At 52.4% G+C, this 18,776-nt stretch carries 16 protein-coding genes and 4 pseudogenes; 13 read left to right on the top strand and 7 right to left on the bottom strand.

Annotated features, from left to right (window positions below; translation table 11 throughout):
* The first annotated feature begins 21 nt into the window (after nt 1–21).
* From QZ280_RS09025 to QZ280_RS09010, 4 genes are all read left to right on the top strand, one after another.
* Nucleotides 22–1,773 (top strand): efflux RND transporter periplasmic adaptor subunit, encoded by a 1,752-nt coding sequence (locus tag QZ280_RS09025; RefSeq protein ID WP_293442894.1) that lies wholly within the window; start codon nt 22–24, stop codon nt 1,771–1,773.
* A gap of 4 nt (nt 1,774–1,777) precedes the next feature.
* On the top strand, nt 1,778–3,916 hold the full coding sequence (locus tag QZ280_RS09020; protein ID WP_293442891.1) for a peptidase M50: 2,139 nt from the start codon (nt 1,778–1,780) through the stop codon (nt 3,914–3,916).
* Nucleotides 3,917–3,962: 46 nt separating this feature from the next.
* Entirely contained in the window at nt 3,963–5,810 is a 1,848-nt protein-coding gene (locus QZ280_RS09015) for a DEAD/DEAH box helicase (RefSeq protein ID WP_293442889.1), read from the top strand.
* 62 nt (nt 5,811–5,872) lie between these two features.
* Entirely contained in the window at nt 5,873–6,595 is a 723-nt protein-coding gene (locus QZ280_RS09010; protein WP_293442887.1) for an efflux RND transporter periplasmic adaptor subunit, read from the top strand.
* 12 nt (nt 6,596–6,607) lie between these two features.
* On the opposite strand, the gene QZ280_RS09005 is transcribed toward QZ280_RS09010, so the two are convergent.
* Nucleotides 6,608–7,363 (bottom strand): hypothetical protein, encoded by a 756-nt coding sequence (locus tag QZ280_RS09005; RefSeq protein WP_293442884.1) that lies wholly within the window; start codon nt 7,361–7,363, stop codon nt 6,608–6,610.
* A gap of 157 nt (nt 7,364–7,520) precedes the next feature.
* On the opposite strand from QZ280_RS09005, the gene QZ280_RS09000 reads away from it, so the two are divergent.
* From QZ280_RS09000 to QZ280_RS08985, 3 genes and pseudogenes are all read left to right on the top strand, one after another.
* On the top strand, nt 7,521–8,648 hold the full coding sequence (locus QZ280_RS09000) for a BamA/TamA family outer membrane protein (RefSeq protein WP_293442882.1): 1,128 nt from the start codon (nt 7,521–7,523) through the stop codon (nt 8,646–8,648).
* A gap of 180 nt (nt 8,649–8,828) precedes the next feature.
* Nucleotides 8,829–9,438 (top strand): annotated as a pseudogene (locus tag QZ280_RS08995) (IS6 family transposase); the annotation flags it as partial.
* Nucleotides 9,439–9,907: 469 nt separating this feature from the next.
* On the top strand, nt 9,908–10,684 hold the full coding sequence (locus QZ280_RS08985) for a Bax inhibitor-1/YccA family protein (protein WP_293442879.1): 777 nt from the start codon (nt 9,908–9,910) through the stop codon (nt 10,682–10,684).
* 570 nt (nt 10,685–11,254) lie between these two features.
* On the opposite strand, the gene QZ280_RS08980 is transcribed toward QZ280_RS08985, so the two are convergent.
* Together QZ280_RS08980 and QZ280_RS08975 are read right to left on the bottom strand one after the other, a co-directional pair.
* Nucleotides 11,255–11,692, bottom strand: coding sequence for a pyridoxamine 5'-phosphate oxidase family protein (locus tag QZ280_RS08980; RefSeq protein WP_293442876.1), 438 nt, complete (start codon nt 11,690–11,692; stop codon nt 11,255–11,257).
* Between the two features lie 248 nt (nt 11,693–11,940).
* Nucleotides 11,941–12,477: pseudogene (locus QZ280_RS08975) on the bottom strand (isocitrate lyase/phosphoenolpyruvate mutase family protein).
* A 123-nt stretch (nt 12,478–12,600) separates the two neighbouring features.
* Between QZ280_RS08975 and QZ280_RS08970 the strand changes: the two are divergent.
* A complete protein-coding gene (locus tag QZ280_RS08970) occupies nt 12,601–13,092 on the top strand; it encodes a transcriptional regulator (protein WP_293442873.1) in 492 nt (163 codons plus the stop codon).
* A 237-nt stretch (nt 13,093–13,329) separates the two neighbouring features.
* On the opposite strand, the gene rpmG is transcribed toward QZ280_RS08970, so the two are convergent.
* On the bottom strand, nt 13,330–13,497 hold the full coding sequence (gene rpmG / locus QZ280_RS08965; protein ID WP_008206879.1) for a 50S ribosomal protein L33: 168 nt from the start codon (nt 13,495–13,497) through the stop codon (nt 13,330–13,332).
* Between the two features lie 162 nt (nt 13,498–13,659).
* On the opposite strand from rpmG, the pseudogene QZ280_RS08960 reads away from it, so the two are divergent.
* The 4 genes and pseudogenes from QZ280_RS08960 to QZ280_RS08945 all read left to right on the top strand — a co-directional run bounded on the left by QZ280_RS08960 (nt 13,660) and on the right by QZ280_RS08945 (nt 16,241).
* Nucleotides 13,660–14,663: pseudogene (locus tag QZ280_RS08960) on the top strand (TRAP transporter large permease subunit).
* Nucleotides 14,664–14,690: 27 nt separating this feature from the next.
* A complete protein-coding gene (locus tag QZ280_RS08955) occupies nt 14,691–15,455 on the top strand; it encodes an SDR family NAD(P)-dependent oxidoreductase (protein WP_293442854.1) in 765 nt (254 codons plus the stop codon).
* A gap of 20 nt (nt 15,456–15,475) precedes the next feature.
* On the top strand, nt 15,476–15,904 hold the full coding sequence (locus tag QZ280_RS08950; RefSeq protein WP_293442851.1) for a thioesterase family protein: 429 nt from the start codon (nt 15,476–15,478) through the stop codon (nt 15,902–15,904).
* Between the two features lie 88 nt (nt 15,905–15,992).
* Entirely contained in the window at nt 15,993–16,241 is a 249-nt protein-coding gene (locus QZ280_RS08945; protein WP_293442848.1) for a hypothetical protein, read from the top strand.
* 3 nt (nt 16,242–16,244) lie between these two features.
* Here the strand turns inward: QZ280_RS08945 and QZ280_RS08940 are convergent, their stop codons facing one another.
* The 3 genes and pseudogenes from QZ280_RS08940 to QZ280_RS08930 all read right to left on the bottom strand — a co-directional run bounded on the left by QZ280_RS08940 (nt 16,245) and on the right by QZ280_RS08930 (nt 17,207).
* On the bottom strand, nt 16,245–16,478 hold the full coding sequence (locus QZ280_RS08940) for a hypothetical protein (protein WP_293442846.1): 234 nt from the start codon (nt 16,476–16,478) through the stop codon (nt 16,245–16,247).
* Between the two features lie 143 nt (nt 16,479–16,621).
* Nucleotides 16,622–17,056, bottom strand: a pseudogene (locus QZ280_RS08935) (fumarate hydratase); the annotation flags it as partial.
* Nucleotides 17,037–17,207, bottom strand: coding sequence for a 2Fe-2S iron-sulfur cluster-binding protein (locus QZ280_RS08930; RefSeq protein WP_293442840.1), 171 nt, complete (start codon nt 17,205–17,207; stop codon nt 17,037–17,039). The pseudogene QZ280_RS08935 and the gene QZ280_RS08930, both read right to left, overlap by 20 nt.
* A gap of 280 nt (nt 17,208–17,487) precedes the next feature.
* On the opposite strand from QZ280_RS08930, the gene QZ280_RS08925 reads away from it, so the two are divergent.
* Nucleotides 17,488–18,765 carry an NAD(P)/FAD-dependent oxidoreductase gene (locus tag QZ280_RS08925; protein WP_293442837.1) on the top strand — a complete coding sequence of 426 codons (1,278 nt, stop codon included), beginning with the start codon at nt 17,488–17,490 and terminating at the stop codon, nt 18,763–18,765.
* Nucleotides 18,766–18,776: the final 11 nt, after the last annotated feature.

Here is an 18,776-nt window from a genome sequence, read left to right as displayed (position 1 = left end):
ATTGGTATGGTGTTCTGATTAATGGCCGAAACAGGTGAATACGCCGTTCTCAAGCGGAGCGTTGCGCAGCATTTTGCGGGTATTGAGGGCGTTCTAGCTTCGCGCACTTTGGTGCGTAGCGGCAAAAATCAATGGGTCTCTGTTGCGGGCAAGGGTGAGATTGACCCAGACGTCGCCATGTCGGTGCTTCAGAATTTCGACGCTGATGGCGGCGGCTCGGTCCAACCGGTTAAAGAAGGTCCAGCGACGTGGCTTGCCAGCTATTTCACCGGCGGCGCAGGTGTTGATCTGTGCCTGTTGTTTTCACTCTCTGATCTACCGCCAGATAAGTTGGAAACTCTGCTCGCCAGTCTGGAAGCAAAAGCAGGTTGGCTTTTGGTCGCAGCACTGAAGGATCATTCAAGCAAACGCGACAGCATCGCGTTAAGTGTTGATATTGGCTCGAAACTATTGATCGACGCGGCGCGTGCAAGGTCGCGCGCTGCCCTTGCGGATCAATGGATCGCGCGGTTAGAAAAGGCGCTGAAACCGGATGTGATGGCAGTGACCTGGGTACGTGCGGATGTTCCCAAACTGGCAGGTGTCAGCGGTGGAAGTTTGGTGGATCGTCAAAGCGTATCACGCGCAGCTTTGGAAAAACTTGCGGAACAGGCAATCGACGGGCGCTCTGTTCAGCTTTATCGTCAGGGCGAAGTTATCCCGCCACAGGTCGCGGAAGCGATGGCTTCGCTTAATGCGAAAAGTGCGATGATTTTGCCGATCTATCTTGGCGACAATTGTCAGGCCGTCGTGCCGGTTTTCTGGTCTGATACGATTAGCGAAATGCCCAATCTGGACGCCGCTGACATCATTGCGCAGGTTTTGGGCGAAGCGCTTTCCATCTTCAGACGCGCGCGTCCGTCAATTTTTCGCAGGCTGAGCAATTGGGCGGCAGGATTGTTTCGCGCTATTTTCGGAAAACGTGCGGCGCGTCTCAAACTTATTTTTCTGGCCATCGCCGTTCTGACTGCGATTGCGGCGTTTGTGCCAACCCCTTCGCGCCCCGCGTTTGAAGCGTTGATCGAGGCGCGTGATCGCTCCATTGTTTCTGCGCCATTTGACGGATTTCTTGTAGAGGCGCCGCTTGAACTGGGGGATCGCGCAGATATTGGCGATACTTTGGTTGCGCTGGAAGACACGGATTTCAAACTGGAGTTTGCGCGCGCAGAGGCGGAAGTGAACCGAATCAGTTCTGAAATGCAAACTGCACGCGCACGTCGCGAAACTGCGCAGGTACGCGTGTTGGAAGCGCAAATGCAGCAGACCATCGTGCAGCGCGATTTGCTCTCTCATCAACTTGATCAAACGCGTATCACAGCGCAAACAAAACAGATAGTGGTTGGCGGTGATGCGTGGCGCCGCATTGGTGCGCGTGTGCGTTTGGGCGATCCTTTGATCGAACTTGCGCGTCCCGGAAGTATTGCTGTGCGCGCCTTTATCGATGAAACTTGGGTGCTTGATATCCCAGGCGATGCGACGGCCTCTGTTCTTTTGGCGGCCTTTCCAGATCAGCCCATCCCTGTGCAATTGGAGCGCATTACCACCGAAGCGCAAATGCGCGATGGCACTAATGCGTTTTCCACATGGTTCGCCTTTGAAGCCCCGCCAGAGCTGGGTGTTCTTGTCGGCATGCGAGGGATTGTGCGCGTTGACGTTGGGCCGTCAAATTACCTGCGCGAATATACACGCGGGCCGGTTTTGTGGGCGAAATCGCTGATCTGGCGTTGGCAGTAGTCTCGTGTCTGGTGGTTTACGGCATCCTGATTGGTATCTTATCTCGGATCAAAAGTTTCGCCAAAGAGGCGCGTTGAAGCTTAGTTATCAAACTTTTCGCGGTGAGAATTTCGTTGTCATTTCCGACACGCTAACGGGTCAATATCTACGCCTCTCGCAACGCGCTGAAGTCATGTGGAACAAGCTTGACGGCAAGCGCAATATTCAAGCAGTCTTCGACGAACTCAGTGATAGTCCCGGCACAGCGACCACACAGCACGAAGTTGTCGACTGGATCATGCAGCTTGTTGGGAGCGGTGTACTGCTTTCGGATCACGACCTTGATCCCAAAAGCTTGTCCGAACGCGGCCAGAAAAAGCGTGACAAAAATCTCGAAATGCGCGCGGCTAGTCCTTTGTCGATCAAGATTGAAATGTTTGATCCCAACTGGCTTATCCAGAAAACGTTTCCGTTGTTTGCGTGGCTTTTCACGGCCTTTGGCGGATTTGTAATTGTAGGAATTTTGGTGACGGGATTGGCCTTGGCCGTGTTGAACGCTGAAATGTTAGCGCAGTCCTCCGACGGCGCGTTGCTGTCGCAATCGGGATTGATCGCGCTTGCGCTCGCTTATCCAGTGATGAAAATCCTGCATGAATTGGCGCATGGCTATGCGGTGCATCGATTTGGCGGAGAAGTCCGCGAATTTGGCGTCATGTTGCTGATCTTCTTTCCCGTGCCTTATGTTGAAGCCTCAGAGGCTAGCGCCTTTCCAGACAAGCGCGCGCGCATGTTGGTCGGCGCGGCGGGCATTCTGGCAGAGCTTGTCATCGCAGCCATTTCGATGATTTTATGGCTGCAAATCGAACCGGGTTTTGAACGCGCGGTCTTGTTTAACTTCATGTTGATCGGGTCAATCTCGACACTGTTTTTTAATGGCAATCCCTTATTGAAATTCGACGCCTATTTTGTGCTTGCGGATTGGCTCGAAATGCCAAACCTTGCGGCGCGGGCAGGGGCCTATATGTCGGATGTTTTCCTATCCGTCGTGCTGCGTTTGCGCCGTGAAGTGTTTCCCGGACCAGGCGAAGCATCCATTTTAGGTATCTACGGGGTCTTGTCGCTGATTTACCGGCTGATCCTAACTATGGGTATTGCCCTGATTGTGTCACGCTTGTTCTATGCAATAGGCATACTTCTGGCGATTTGGGCCGTCGTGATGAGCATTGTCTGGCCGCTTGTCAAACTCGCAAAAAAAGGGAGCAAAATGGCACGCGCACAAAATCGGAGTTTTCGCTATTGGCGACGCTTGGTGGGGCTTTGCGTCACGGTTGTCGGGCTATTTGCCTTTGTTCCGCTTCCTTTCATGGCACTGGGCGAGGGGCAAATCACGGTCGTGCGCGCCGCAGAGATTCGCGCGGGGACGTCGGGACATATCACCGAAATCGCGCAATTGGTTGGCGCGGAGGGCAGCGCGCAAACCGTGCGTACAGGCAATATGTTGATGCAATTGGAAAACCCGACGCAATCCACACGCGCGGCGTCTTTAAAGCTTGATATGCACGCGCGAACAGATGCTTTGGGGCGTGGTGGGCTTAGCGTCACGCAGCGTCAGGAACAGGAACGCAATCTCGTTTTGACGCAAAAAGCGCTTGATGATGTGACCCTTTTAGAAGACGCACGAAACCTGACGTCGCCTGCGGATGGTCAATTGTCTTGGGCCGGTGGCGTGCCCCCGGTTGTTGGCAGTTTCGTGTTTCGCGGTGATCTATTGGGCGACGTCATTGCGCGCGATACTTTGGAAGTTCAGCTAGCCTTCCCTGCTGCGTTTGCGGGTATAATTCCTTTGGGCATACCGCAAATTGATATGCGATTACCCAACGGCGATACCCTGACCCAAATTGCAACGCGCACGCAAATCATTGCGCCTGGTCAACAAGCACCGCCCGCCTTATTTGCAACGAATGGTGGCACAATTCCGCAGCTTCCCAATGCGCCGGACCTTGCCCTGGACGCTGCCTATCTGGTTTGGATCGCGCCTGATCTTGATCTAAGTCCGTTCGCAAGAATGCGGGTGAAGGCGCGTATTGAATTGCCGCGTGCCACAGCGTTTGAGCAAGCACGTTTTCAATTCCGACGCCTGTTCTTGCGGGCAAACCGTGTCTGAGCTGAGGCCCTTTGCAAGGTCGCGACGCAAACCGGTTTTGCGCATTGTGAAGCCGCTTCATAAATATGCGCTGATGTTTCACGAACGGCTTGGCTGGCGCATTCTACGTAAACCGGCGCGAACGCGAAAGGTCGCGAAGGCGATCGAAAAGCACTGGCTTGAGCTACGTACCTTGAGCGATACGCAGCTTGAACGTCACTTGGAAGACAATCAAACGCGCGCGCAAGACCTATTGGTGCCTGCAGAAGGCGGCATGGCCTTCGCGCAAGTGCTAGAGGTGATCCGCCGCGAAACGGGGTTAAATCTTCGCGACAATCAAATCGCTTGCGCGTTGGCGTTGCTGCGCGGTGAATGTGTGGAATTGCGCACGGGCGAGGGAAAAACACTCGCCGCTGCCTTGGCCGCCTTGATCGCCGCACGTGCGGGAGTTTCGACCCACGTGATCACTGTAAATGACTATCTTGCCAGCCGCGATCACAAATTGATGGTGCCGCTCGCTGCGCGGTTGAATCTGTCGAATGCGGTTATGACCTCCGATACTACGGATGAAGAAAAGCAAGCGTCCTACGACGTGGATATCCTGTATTCCACAAACAAGATTTACGTTTTTGACCACCTGCGTGACAAGCGTGAGAGGCGTCAAAGTGGGGAGGCTATTCCACGCCAAATGGGGCAGGCCTTCGCAATTGTCGATGAAGCCGATAGCGTTTTGATAGATGATGCGACAACGCCGATGATCTTGTCTGAACCGGGCGACAAAGTATCTGATATTGATGTCGAACTGTTCTACAGTTTGGTGGACTTCGCACGCAATAGTCTTGAGGACAAAGAGCGCTTGCTTGACGGGCAGGGCAGTTGGCGGCTGACCGATCAGGGCTTGGGAGCGTTGGAGAGATTTGCACCAACTTTGGCGCATCCTTTAGCGCGTAGCGACGATATTGTGGGCCTCACTGAGCAAGCTTTGTCCGCCGTTTACGGGTTTCGCGAAGGGGAATCTTTTGTGGTGCGCGATGGAGAAGTCGTCTTGATCGATCAATCCACCGGGCGGTTGATGCCAGATCGACGGTGGTCGTACGGGCTACATCAAATGGTTGAAATCGCTACAAATTTAGAACCCACACCAGAAGCGCAAACCGTCGCGCAAATCACCCAGCAAACGTATTTTCGCCAGTATCGCATTCTGGCTGGTCTCACAGGGACCGCACGCGAATGTCGTCCTGAACTTTGGGCGATCTATCAGATCCTTGTGCGTCCGATTTCGTCGCATGCGCCCACAAAATTGCGTGGGCAGGGGCTTCAAGTGTTTAGCCTTGCCTTTCAGAAATGGGCCTATGTGTTGGAGCAGGCGCAAAAAGTGGCGCAAGATCGATCAGTTTTGGTGGGGGTTAATGATGTGGCTGAAGCCCAAGCGCTTGCTGATGTTTTTGCGCAAAGTGGTTGCGACGTAGCGGTACTTGATGCGCTTTCGGAAGAGCAAGAAGCGGAACTGGTAGGCAAGGCCGGGGAACGCGGCGCCATTACGATTGCAACCCATTTGGCGGGGCGCGGAACGGATATTTTGTTGGCCGATGAAACACGCGCGGCGGGCGGTTTGCATGTGATGATTTGCAGCATCATGGCATCTGGACGCCTTGAGCGACAACTGTATGGGCGCGCGGGTCGCCAAGGTGATCCCGGCAGTTATGAAACGGTCATCAGTCTTGAAGATCGTGGGCTGGTTGATGGTGCGCAATCGTCTTGGCGCAGGATGATGACCCTATGGTTAAACCTGCGTTTGCTCCCCAGATGGGCCTTGTCGCAAATCCAAACCAATCGCGATAGACGCGCGCGTAGCATCCGACGTAAAAGCCTGCTGCGCGAACAAGAGCTTGCCAAACACATTGGCTATCGCTGATAGTTTTCACGCACACGCCAGAGCATTGCGCTTGAGGGCCAAAAACCGAGTAGGACCAGTCTATGAAAAGTCTCCCTTTGCTTATGGCACTCGCATTATTCCCGACGTTGGCGCTGACCCAACCCAACATTGTGTCGCAGGAACCCTTGACCTGCTTACTAAACCCCAACCGCGTTTCCGAGATCGGCAGCGACCGTGTGAGCATCGTTCGTAACGTCCCCGTGGAGCGCGCTCAGTTTGTGCGCAAAGGCGATGTGCTGGTGCAGCTTGATGATGCGTTCCTTCAGTCAGATCGCGGTGTCGCAGAGATTACGCATAATTCGCTTGTCCAGCGTTTGGAGCGGGCCAGCAAGCTTATACGCGGCAACCTGATTTCGCTTGACGAGATCGAAGAAATTCGCACTGAACTTGCCGTAGCTGGCGCAAAATTATCAAGGACTGATTTGGAAATCGCACGCGCGCAGGTCACCGCGCCTTTTGACGGTTTTGTTGCGGACATTCAGGTGTCTGAGGGCGAATTGATCGGGTCTGAATCGTTGCTGACCTTGGTCGAATTGACTCGTCTCAAAACTGAACTGGTCTATCTTGCCGAATCCTATGGCGAGGTTTCCAAAGGTGACACGCTCAAGATCATCATTGATCAAACTGGAACGGAAGCGATGGCGACCGTCACATCGATTGACCCGTTCTTTGATGCGTCGTCCAATACATTTTCTGTCTTCGCTGTTGTCGAGAATGACGACCTTACGCTGCCCGCGGGCGCAAACTGTCGGGTCATTCAGTGAGCTGGTATGCAGCTAGAGCTCGAGAAACTCGATAATATCGTCGGCTTCTGCTTCAAAATAGAACGAAATGAAGTCGCCTTTGACGGGGTCTTCGCCCGCCGCGATATGCAGCATCGGGGCTCTGGTACAAAACGCTAGCATATCCGGTGAGTGGCCTTTAAAACTGCTCAATGCTTGCGCGACAAGCGCCGGTTCAGGCTCGGCTTTGCGAACGGTCAACAGCCAACTGTCTCGACCAGAATTATCGATGCGTGTCCACACGCCGTTCTCATCATTTAGCGCGCTCATCGCCGTTTCTAAATCGGTGATATTCATTGAAAATTTGGCGCAGGCTTTTTCGATTTCGGGCCAGTACACCGTTCTTGCAAGCAGCGGTTCGCATCGGTATGTGTCTTGGCGCAATGATCCATCTGGAAGGGACTTCACCCCTAGATAGAGCGCAAACGGGTCGAGATTTTCGGACAGTACACGTTCAATCTGTTGATCCCAAAACTGTGCATAAAGCCGCACAGACTTGAGCGATTTTGACAGACCCAAACCAATAGCGTCACAGCCCTGCAACAGACTACGCCACTTCGAAATTACGCCGTTTGACATGCCCAGAAGCTGCGCTGCGCGCTCTAGCCCCTTTACAGACCGCGGGTTCATATCAAAAAACATCAAACAGCGTTCTTCAACGGGATGTTCCTGCGTTATCGACCAAGATTGATCAAACCCGTCCGCTTGAGTGATCAAAGCGCGAAGCTCTCTACGAAGGAGGTCGTCCATTGTGGTGAAACTTTCTATAAAAACAGGCAGCGAGTCGACCTTTTGGCAACAAGTCAAAATCAACTGGGAGCTAGATAGCATAACCTAGATGATTCATTTGATTTTTTAGTGTGTGCAGGCCAGTGATGACACATCCCCGAGCAAGTAAGGAAAATCAATGATGAAATTTCTTTTTACTTCGCTTGGTACCGCTTTTCTGGCCGCTTCCACCGTTCTTTTTGCGCAGGAAGAAATCGAGGGCAACGATGTCGTGCTCGATGATCGTCCAATTGCACAGGTTGGGGCACGTTTGGCTTATAATTCCCAGCGTGGCCCGATCCTTGGGCTGAGCTATGCCTCGCGCAAATTTTTCGGGAGAGACGCGTTTTTCCGTTTCTCTGCTGATATCAGCGAGCATGACAAATTGTTCGGGATTAACTTTCGAAACGACGAGATTTTCGGTCGGTCGCCCAAATTTGGCTTGCGCCTTTATCATAACGAAACCCGCGCCACGTCCAGCTTTGGTTTTGATACCGCGCGCATCGGAATTGAACCGCGCCTTACTTGGGCTTTGGGTGGAAACACGTCGCTGACAGGGCGCGTCTTGTTCTCGCGCGATCGTGTGAGCAATGTCGATGCCACCAATTCCGCGCTGATCATGGCCGATATAGGCACGCGCATGAGAACCTCTATCGGTGCGCGCCTGAATTACGGTTTGCCCGGTGAAGGCAAAGGGCAGGCCTATATAAGCGCCGATGTCGCCAAAACCAGCCGCGATACCAACTACTTCAAATTGCTTGCTGGCGTTTCCAAGCAGCGCGAATTGAACAACGGCTCAATAATTGTCAGCGGAAAATTAAGCGGTGGCATGTTACAAATGGCAGGTGACGCGTCTTCATCCATCGGGGATCGCTTCTTTCTGGGGCAAGGCTCTATTCGAGGGTTCGGATTTGGTGGCTTTGGTCCGCGCGATCTAAACACAGCGAACAATTCCCCGCTGGGCGGCAATAGTTTCGTCGCTTTGCGCACCGATATTCAGATGCCTTATCTGTTTGGCGAAGAAGCCACGGCTGTTCCGGGCGTCTTCATGGATTTGGGCAGTATTTGGGACCTGAATTCCGTCGTAGGTGGGCCAAATGGCACGCAAATTGTGGATGACAGTCTTAATCTTCGGGCAAGTTTTGGTATCAGCATCCAGCTAAACACCGCCGTTGGCCCGATTTCCGTCAGCTTGGCACATGCCGCTAAGAAAGAACGCAATGACCAGACGCAGATTTTGATGCTGTCGTATAATCGTTCGTTCTAAACGAGTGGGTTCGATATTAATTCAAACCTAAAGATTACATGACCATTATCGTGGGCAAAATTTCTTTTGGATTTAGCTGGGAGGTTGGTGGGGTGTTGTCAGAGGAAGCTGACTTGAGCGGGGCAGGGTGCTGATCTGGCATTGTGAATGATAAACCGCAGTGCTTTTTGATACTTTTAAATCAGTCCAGTGATCACCCGTCTGGCCGTGAGGATGTATATTCGATCTGCATTGTCGCTTCGAAACGTTGAGGATTCGTGTTCCACGAACGCGGGATTGATTTCAGCCATGAAACGATCCGGTTCTGATAGAACCGTTTCGGCCCTCTGTTCGCCGCTGAGATCCGAAAGAAACTGATTCAGCACCTGCGCGCTCATTCTAATTGGCAATGGTATTTGGACGAGATTTTTGTTAAGATCAACGGAGAAGCGCACTTCTTGTGGCGGGCGGTTGATCACGAAGGCGAAGTGTTGGAAATCTATGTAATCAAACGCCGAGATTGCAAAGCTGCATTGAAATTCCTCAGTAAAACAAGAAACTATATGGTCGACTATATGTCATCGTGACTTATCCACTGCAATTTTATGGCGCTGCGATGAAGGTCATCGGCAATGCTGAACGATAAGAAACGGGTCGTTGGAAGAATAACAGAGCCGAGAATTCACACTTGCCTTTTCGTCGGCGAGAACGGGCAATGCTGCGCTTCCGCCGAACGCGAACTTTGCAGGAACTCGTTGCCGTTCATTCTTCAGTTTACAACCACTTCAACCAAGAACGCCACTTCTACAGTTGAGAAAATTTCAAATTCAAACGCGCCCTGGCTCTCGCCGAATGGCGTCAACTCTGTGCGGTATGAAGGCTGATTTCATTGCGCTTGCGGAGGCTGTGGCGCATTGTTTCTAACAACATCTTCATTCGGCCTTTTTTGCGCAGGAGCACCACAAACCCTTTTTTCCAAAGCCTTTGCCGCGCTGAATATGGCCCGCAGCCGTCGTGCTTTGGCAACGTTGGATGCGCATTTTCTCGCAGATATTGGCGTTAAGGCTACACGAGCCTAGGAAGAAGCATAGTTATCCACTTGGAATGTCCCGTCTTTTTAGCGTATGCAAGAGCTCGCGGAATTTGCATCAGAAAAGTCAAAATCAACAACGGGTTTTCGCAAATTTGCATGCGAAAACCCTTGAAATATGCCTCCTCAAACCCGATATTAGTGCAAGACCGCTATAACGGCGGATCATTTAATCAATGGAGAGTTATTCATGGCTGAATATGGTACAATTCGCAGCGGCGTAGGATCGGCAGCCGCGGATATCGATGTGGGCTTGCGCGCGCATATGAACAAGGTCTACGGCACAATGTCCGTTGGCATGTTCATCACATTTTTGGCGGCTTGGGCGATTGCAGGCCTCGCAGTCACCAATGATCCGTCACAAGCGGTCGCACAAATTGGTGCTGACAAGTATCTGACGTCGCTCGGTTCTGCCCTCTATCTCTCCCCGCTTAAATGGGTTGTGATGTTCGCCCCCCTAGCCTTCGTTTTTGGAATGAGTGCTGCAATCAACCGTATGTCCGCCGCAACGGCGCAGACAGTATTCTACATCTTCGCAGCCGTCATGGGCGTGTCTATAAGCTCGATCTTCTTGGTCTTTACAGGCTACTCGATCATGCAGATTTTTCTAATCACATCCATTGCCTTCGCAGGCCTGTCCCTTTGGGGCTACACCACGAAAAAGGATATCTCCGGCTGGGGTAGCTTCTTGATCATGGGTGTGATCGGCCTGATCGTGGCGTCCATCGTCAACATCTGGCTCGCCTCCCCTGCGATCATGTTCGCGATCTCTGCGATCGGTGTTTTGATCTTTGCTGGCCTCACAGCCTACGACACACAGAACATCAAAAACACATACCTCGCGCACGCGCACCACGGCGACAGCGAGTGGTTGGGTAAGTCCGCAATTATGGGCGCACTCAGCCTTTATCTGAACTTCATCAACATGTTTATGATGTTACTTCAGCTCTTCGGCAACCGCGAGTAATCACGCGTCACATCGCTAAATCATTAGCAAGCCGGTCCTTCAAGGGGCCGGCTTTTCGCTGCCGGTCCTCGGGCTTGTATCATAATCTTTGATCCAATTAGCAAAAATCACCCTTCAGGAATTCCAGACTTGCCAAGTTGACGCTTCGCAAACACCCTAAATGCATCGCGTTTGGTATTTCTCAAATGTTTGCTCGAAAGGGCATCGAATGAAAATATTATTAACAGGAACGCGCGCGCTGCCTATTAGGGTGAGCGGCATCCCTAACTCAGCACATCCAAGTTCTTTCACGCCGCGTTGTACAAGTCCAATTTCAACAACATCCAATATGTTCTGACCATGGGTGGCAATGCGTTCTACAAAAAATGCCGTCTGCAAAATGTGACTCGCTAGACACCTGTCCCTGAAATCGAAGGGCAAACTGCGCCGTAATCGCGGTTATTATGCGTTCCGCTTTCAGTCCTCGAAAATACCCGTTGGTCGATCATCCAAGCTGACAAGATTCTTTTTTTCCCAGAACGCTGTCACCTTTTATGGGCCCATGTCATCATACCAAGGCCCTAAATCGATCTATCCCCGAGAGCGCACCAAAGACGTCTCAGGCACACTACTGCCACGAGAGGTCGCAACCAGATCGATATCAAGCACTAAAATGTTGCCCGCCCCTGCGAAATCCGGAAACAGCGCGTAATGCTCGTCCAATTCCGCATCGCGTGGATGGATGACCTTGGCTACCCCATAGGTGCGCAGGATAAGAGGGTCGACCTTAAAAGCGTTAAACATCAACGTCATACGCGGGTCTTGACGCAAATTCGCCGCGGTTTCATTTCCGTTGCCTGTCAAGCTCAGCCAGACAATCTTCTGATCTGAAATAACACGCAGGTAAACCATCCCTTTAGAGCAAGCATTAACGCGCCCGTCGGGCCCTGCAGTAGCGACGAAGAACATCACCTGCTTTTCAATGAATGCACGGAACGATGTGTTGAGCTTGCCTGTCTTTATCCCCATTAGATCGCGCGCCTTTTGCGCACACAGTCATCAATCACTTGGTAAGAGAGGCTCTTATTAATCCCTGAAAAATCGCCCTTCCCAAACATGCTGGCCGATATCGCGTGTAACGTGGAACTCGCCGCCGTTGCCATTGCCATGCCTAGAGAAATCCGCGGGGCACCCGCACTCGGGAACTCCTCCATAGAGAGATTTGTGACGGGGCTGATGCCCACATTCACAGGGACAGACACGTTGTTACAGACCTGTTAAACGTTCTTTAGGCTGTTCAAATACGTGACATAAACGCAATCCGCGCCTGTCGCCTCAAACGCCTGAATACGCTTGATTGATTCCTCAAGATCATAAAATCTATGCATGAACCCATCCGCGGGCGCAACGAGAACGACGTCATCGGTCAACGATTTGGCCCGTGCGCGCGCCGCTTTGATCCGCTCAACCGCCAACTCGAACAGGTAAGACTAGGTGTTGGGCAGCGACATGTCTTCAACAGAAATCCCGGCCAAGCCAATCTCAGTGGCAAGCGTTACAGTTTCTTCCACCACATGGGGCGCGTCGCCAAAGCCGTTCTCGAAATCACCGGATACGGGCAAGGACGTAGCAGACACGATATCTTGTGCATGGGCCAGGGCCTCATCCCTCGTAAGGTTTCCCAGATTAGACCGCCCTAATGAAAAAGCATGCGCGCCAAGCCCAGCAAACAATCGCGCAGTTACAATGTCCCAAGCGTTGGCCAAATTGAACGGGTTGCCCCGTGCGTGAAGATCTTGAAACGACTGTGGCATAGGGGGCTGTTCTTGACATGATTGAGATAACGTCATGATTGTATAGCACGGAGCTGCTGACATGTATCTGTCAGCAGGCTTAGAAATAGCGCGCGACACTCTTTACCAAAGAGACACAGGATTATGGGCAGCTCCGTTCGGATGTTTGCAATTATTCAACTGCTGCGCACTGCGCGCGCCCTGCACCGCGCAAAGCATTGCCAACAGTTTGGAGGTGACCAACGCACCGTCTATCTCGACATCGCTGTGCTTCAGGCCCCGCGCGTCCTGATTGAGGGCGCAGTGGGCGTTGGATACGTTATGCGCGCTGGCTTTGATCTACCGCCGATTAATTTTGACGTTGAAGAAGCGGAGGCGATTACTGTTGATCTCGCCATGATCATGCTCACTGGTGATAAAGGCCTCAAGCGTGCGGCCCAGAAGCTGGCCGATGCCACCCCGCTCAGCAACATGCTGTTTGCTTCAAGCTGGGGCACGCCGGAACCACCCAGCATCGATCTGTCCGATGTGCGCAAAGCCATTCGCGAAGAGCAGAAAATTAATATAACCTATAAGAATGCAGAAGAAGTTGAGAGCGCACGCACGATCTTGCCCGTCGCAATTGCCTATCATTAAGACACGATCGTTCTTGCGGAATAGTATTAATTTAATAATTATTTCATATACTTAAGATCATATCGCATATGTACTTATCACCTTTTGCCCGAACAGTTCACAGGTGAAGAGGATCGATTACGTCAGGACTGGATCAGGGGCTTTTCCGAATGACTCTAAACGCGATAAGCTGCCCCCAACACGAAAAAACCGCCCCCGAAGGAGCGGCGTTCTAGAGCGTCGAAACCAAAATCAAGCTTACTTGATTTTGCCTTCCTTATACTCAACATGCTTGCGCACAACTGGGTCGTACTTACGAATCACCATTTTCTCAGTCATTGTACGTGCATTTTTCTTTGTGACATAGAAGTGGCCTGTACCCGCGGTCGAGTTCAGGCGGATCTTGATCGTGGTTGGCTTCGCCATGGGTCATCTCCTGCTTCGAACACCATTTGGCATTCGGAAATCCTTTGATTATCGCCTTCTACAACGCAGCACGCCCGAGTCAACAGGCATTTGGGCGCGTTACAAATGAATCGGGCCTATTCTCCAACAAATCGTGCTGCCAGTCGAGACGGAGGAGGTCCAGTGAGTAATATCACCATCGGTTTGCTGTCGTTTCCTGCGCTGCTGTTCCTGATTTTCTTGTGGGTTCCTATCGGATTGGCAATGTTTTTGGCGGGTCTTGTGGGCCTCACAATCGTGTCTGGTGACACGACATTGGCGTTTGCGCGGCTCAAGTCTGAAACCTTCACGACCTTCTTGAGCTACTCGCTCTCAATCATTCCGATGTTCTTGTTGATGGGCGCTTTTACGGCCCTTGGTGGGATGAGCCAAGCGTTGTTCAAAGCCGCTGAAAGTTTCCTTGGGCATCGAAAGGGCGGTGTTGTGATGGCAGCAGTCGGGGCTTGCGCGGGCTCCGGGGCGATCTGTGGGTCTTCACTAGCCACAGCCGCCACGATGAATAGAGTCGCTTTGACCGAGCTGCGCAGATATGGCTATTCGGGTGGCTTCTCGACAGCCACCCTTGTGGGGAAGGGTACGCTTGGCATTCTGATCCCGTCCTCAATCGTATTGGTAATCTATGCGATCCTGACAGAGCAAAACATTGCCAAATTTTTCCTTGCGGCATTTATTCCCGATCTTTTGGCCCATCATGTAGGAGCTTGATTTCAACCTTGTCAGCATGGTTGATCTGCAATCCGCGCGTTTGGATGGGATGATTGCAGGCGGAAGGGAAATCCCTGCGGTGTTGCTAAGTGAGGCGCAAGCGATGCCAGCCAATGGCCAAGAGTTGAGCCGGGAAATGACCAGCGAGATCAAGCTGCGGGGTGTTTCTGAGGGTGCCCTCAATCGTGTCAACATTGAGCGGACTGCGATATGGTTCGGCATTCTTGTGTTGATCGTTGTTGAAGTCGGCCTTATTACGCCACCTGTCGGCATGAACCTGTTCGTGATCAAGGCGATGGATCGCAAGAAGACCGATGGTCGACACTTATTAAGCGGTTTTGTATTTTGTGTGCTCTGCTTCGGTGCGTGTGGTCTTGCTGGTCTTCTTCCCGATCATCGCACTGATATTTCTGCCCATATAGACGAAACATGAAAGAGGAGCTTTAGCGATGGATATTGAAGGACAGGTTGCCCTCGTCTCAGGTGGTGCCAGTGGGCTTGGTGAAGCAACGGCACGCCATCTGGCTTCGCTTGGTGCGGATGTTGCTATCTTGGATCGCGACGGCGAACGCGCAGCGCAGATCGCGGCGGAAATCGGCGGGTATTCGCAACAGTGCGACATTACCGAAGAAGAGGCTGTTGCTGCAGGTGTCACATCTGCGATGGCGCATTTTGGCCAAGCGCCGCGTATCGTGGTGAACTGCGCTGGCATCGGTATCGCTGGGCGGATTGTTGGACGCGAAGGCAAGGTCTCGACACCGCTTTTTCGACAAGTGATCGAGGTCAATCTATTTGGCACTTACAACGTGATGACCTATGCAGCGCAAGCGATGATGGATCTGCCATCGCTTGAGACTGGCGAGCGTGGCGTGATCATCAACACAGCATCTGCCGCCTACGAGGACGGGCAGATCGGTCAATCCGCCTATGCTGCTTCGAAGGGGGCAATCGCTTCGATGGCTTTGCCTGCGGCGCGTGAGTTTGCTAAGATAGGCGTGCGTGTCATGACGATTGCGCCAGGGCTTTTTCACACGCCGATGATGGAAGGGCTGCCGCCTGAAACGGTCGAGGGCATTGTTGCGAACATTCCTTTCCCGCACCGGTTAGGCCAACCCGAGGAATATGCGAATCTTGTGGCTGATATCGCGCGCAATGCTTACCTGAATGGTACGGTGATCCGCTTGGACGGTGCTGTGCGCTTACCGCCGAAATAAGAAAAGTGAGACCGACGATTATGGAACACCGTCCTGCTAATACCTTTGAGCATTCTGTGCGCATTGGATGGGGTGACTGCGATCCCGCCAAGATTGCATATACGGGGCGTTTGCCTTGGTTCGCATTAGAGGCGATCAATGCGTGGTGGGAAGATAAATTTGACGGTGACGGTTGGTTCCAGATGGAGTTTGATCGCAATGTGAACACGCCTTTTGTGCGCCTTGAGATGGATTTTGTCTCGCCTGTTACGCCACGCCATCGGTTGATTTGTCATGTTTGGCCGGTGAAGTTGGGAGAGACGTCCATCGCGTTTCGCGTTGATGGGGATCAGGATGGCAAGCTGTGTTTCTCAACCCGCACGGTGAGCGTCTTTATCCAAGCGGACGAATTTCGAAAAATGCCACCACCTGGTGATATGCGCCGCATTATTGAAGAGTATATTTCTTAAGTAGCGTGAAAGAGGAAGGTTGCGCTACGTGTCAAGCGAGCTAAGCTGGGCACCGTGTTCAGAACTCCGTTGAAAACGTGTTGAGACTATGACCATCCGCTTGCTTCGCACTTTGATCGCTGTCGCAGATGCGCGCAACATTCTCAGCGATCTTAGCGTTTTCGCGTTTAAACAAGCAATCTCCGTTCATATCAGCGGCGACGATAAACGGCCCTATATTGTGGCACTTCAAGACCTACATGGCTTGTGCGATGCCAAGCTCTTCATTCCAATGCACCGCTTCCACGCTTTCAACGCAGCGCCCGAGCAAAGCGCCAGTGCCGTAGCCAACAGTTGAGAGTTAGATCGCACCATTTGGCACTAAGTAGTCCTCATAGTCTTTCGAGGTCATACCGACCTTGCCAACAATCAGCTTCGCGCCGGTCTTCGCCATCCATTCCGGCAACCATTTGGCAATTCTAAACGAGGCCATTGCAGTGACCGCACCCATGTCAAAAGTCCCATCCTCATTGATCCGCTCGCCGGGGGAGCAATGGAAATTTGCGGCTGATTGGGGCAGCAATTCCATCGGCATGTTGACCTTGTCCTCAAGCGCACGCGTTTAGACGCCTTCGCGAGCAGTGTACAATAGCCCGCCGAGGTAGACAATATCGCCGAGACGCAGCTTATTGATCGCCTCTTGCGTTGGTGTGGTGGAGAGACGGACTTCGCAAATGCTCATTCTGCGGCCTCTTGCATAGGATCCAAATCGACGGTTTCGCGGCGCTGGTACGGTCTGAACCAATTAGGATCTGTGCGGTGCTCTACCCGTCCATCGGCATGAATGCGCGCAACGGCGCGGCGTGAACTAAGGCAGAACGTGTGCACTGACATGGGCATCCCGCCCGTGTGGCAATAGCCAACCTCGATGTTGCAATCGATCACCATGTTATTGCCGACAAACCCCATAGCGCCCATGCCGATAGAGTTGCCGAGCTCTTTGAACTCCGCCTCCATTTTGGCGATTTCCGGGTCGGCATTTTGCGATCCAACAATACGCAAAGTGGACGCGCGTTTGCCAAGGTTCATGCAGATATCCTTCGAGCCGCCCAGTCCAATCCCGATGATTGCAGGTTGACACGCAAGGCCGCGTTTACCGAATGCCAACGCGGCAGGCCAAACGATAGCTGAGCGTTGGATCAACGTTTTGTTGGACCCAGGAGACCACGTCTAGAACGGTTTGATTGTCATATGCGGGCACTTCAAAAACGCTTTGCGCGTCTTTGTTACTTTCAATGATGACCTTTAAGGAATTGGACGTCATGCGCGCTGCGAGCTCTCTGAATGAAATTTGGCTGCCCGTGGTATATTATAAAGAATAGCTTTAATAATAGGTGATTTATCTTATGTCATTGTAGGTTTTACTTTCTAGTATTCAATTCTTCTTCCCGAAACGGATATAGCAAATCCGTAGCCTCCTTTCATGCGTATCAGGCTTGGCTTAATTAGGGCTAATGCAAACGGCCTTTTTCTGATTTAATGCAAATTGCAAAAAGCCGCTTGCAAAACACTTGCGCTTATAAGGCGCGACGAGAGGGAACAGTTTGTCGGTTGAAAAGATAGATACGTTGATCGTGGGCGCGGGGCAGGCGGGCATCGCGCTTTGCGAACATTTGGGCGCTCAAGGTGTACCGCATTTGGTTCTTGAGAAAAGCCGGATCGCAGAAGCGTGGCGCACTTCGCGCTGGGATGCTTTGGTCACCAACGGCCCTGTGTGGCACGATCGCTTTCCCAACCTTAAGTTCAAAGGCGATGCACCTGATGCGTTCGTTGGCAAAGGGCGCGTCGCAAAATATATCGAGGACTATGCGGACATGGTGAATGCCCCTGTGCGTACGGGTGTCGAAGTCTTCACTGCCACGCCTTTCAAAGACCGCGCAGGGTTTCAGGTTGAAACCTCGGACGGGACCATTGAAGCCACGCGCATCGTCTCGGCAACGGGGGCGTTCCAGCATCCGATTATTCCGCCAATTGTCCCTGAGCAGGCAGGTTTGTCGCAAATCCACTCGGCAGCGTATCGCAATCCTGAGCAACTGGCAGAGGGTGCAGTTCTGGTCGTTGGGGCTGGGTCATCAGGTGCGCAGATCGCGGACGAATTGAACCGTGCAGGGCGTAAAGTGTTCTTGTCTGTTGGCCCACATGATCGTCCACCTCGGCGCTATCGTGGGCGGGACTTTGTGTGGTGGCTTGGGGTCTTGGGACTTTGGGACTTGGCCGCGCAAAAACTGGAAACGGAACATGTCACCATCTCTGTTAGTGGCGCTTATGGCGGTCACACAATGGATTTCCGCCGCCTTGCAAGCGAAGGCGTTTCGCTGCTTGGGTTGAGCACACACTACGAAAACGGAGTTCTGAATTTCGCCGATGATCTGCGCAAAAATGTTGATGCGGGGGATGCGAATTATTTTGGTATGCTCGACGCGGCCGATGCTTATGCGACGAAGATGGGCCTCGATCTGTCCGATGACCCGCAAGCGCGTGAGCGCTGGCCAAATCCGCAAAGCCTGACCTCGCCAACGCGTCATTTGGATTTTGTGGAGGAAGGCATCACAACCGTCATTTGGGCGACTGGCTACAAGCAAGATTTTAGTTGGATCAAGGCCGATGCGTTTGATGAAGAAGGCGCGCCAATCCATCAGCGGGGTGTCTCCAAAGAGTCGGGCCTCTACTTCCTTGGACTGCCTTGGCAATCGCGACGCGGCTCCACCTTTTTGTGGGGCGTCTGGCATGACGCGAAATTTGTTGCGGACCAGATTGCTATTCAACGCGCATATGCCAACTATGATGGTGAGGCCGTGATTGTGCCGCCCGTTGATCACTAACGTAAGACTAA

Origin of the sequence: Planktotalea sp. (genome assembly GCF_018607995.1) — a bacterium.
Classification (GTDB): Bacteria; Pseudomonadota; Alphaproteobacteria; order Rhodobacterales; family Rhodobacteraceae; genus Planktotalea.
This window is presented reverse-complemented; position numbering and strand designations above follow the sequence as displayed.

Coding starts and splice junctions, on each gene's coding strand:
- QZ280_RS09005 (WP_293442884.1), bottom strand. CDS start 7,363: ATGGACGACCTCCTTCGTAGAGAGCTTCGCGCTTTGATCACTCAAGCG.
- QZ280_RS08985 (WP_293442879.1), top strand. CDS start 9,908: ATGGCTGAATATGGTACAATTCGCAGCGGCGTAGGATCGGCAGCCGCG.
- QZ280_RS08980 (WP_293442876.1), bottom strand. CDS start 11,692: ATGGGGATAAAGACAGGCAAGCTCAACACATCGTTCCGTGCATTCATT.
- QZ280_RS08970 (WP_293442873.1), top strand. CDS start 12,601: ATGGGCAGCTCCGTTCGGATGTTTGCAATTATTCAACTGCTGCGCACT.
- QZ280_RS08930 (WP_293442840.1), bottom strand. CDS start 17,207: ATGACGTCCAATTCCTTAAAGGTCATCATTGAAAGTAACAAAGACGCG.
- QZ280_RS08950 (WP_293442851.1), top strand. CDS start 15,476: ATGGAACACCGTCCTGCTAATACCTTTGAGCATTCTGTGCGCATTGGA.
- QZ280_RS08945 (WP_293442848.1), top strand. CDS start 15,993: ATGACCATCCGCTTGCTTCGCACTTTGATCGCTGTCGCAGATGCGCGC.
- QZ280_RS09025 (WP_293442894.1), top strand. CDS start 22: ATGGCCGAAACAGGTGAATACGCCGTTCTCAAGCGGAGCGTTGCGCAG.
- QZ280_RS09010 (WP_293442887.1), top strand. CDS start 5,873: ATGAAAAGTCTCCCTTTGCTTATGGCACTCGCATTATTCCCGACGTTG.
- rpmG (WP_008206879.1), bottom strand. CDS start 13,497: ATGGCGAAGCCAACCACGATCAAGATCCGCCTGAACTCGACCGCGGGT.
- QZ280_RS08940 (WP_293442846.1), bottom strand. CDS start 16,478: ATGCCGATGGAATTGCTGCCCCAATCAGCCGCAAATTTCCATTGCTCC.
- QZ280_RS09000 (WP_293442882.1), top strand. CDS start 7,521: ATGATGAAATTTCTTTTTACTTCGCTTGGTACCGCTTTTCTGGCCGCT.
- QZ280_RS08955 (WP_293442854.1), top strand. CDS start 14,691: ATGGATATTGAAGGACAGGTTGCCCTCGTCTCAGGTGGTGCCAGTGGG.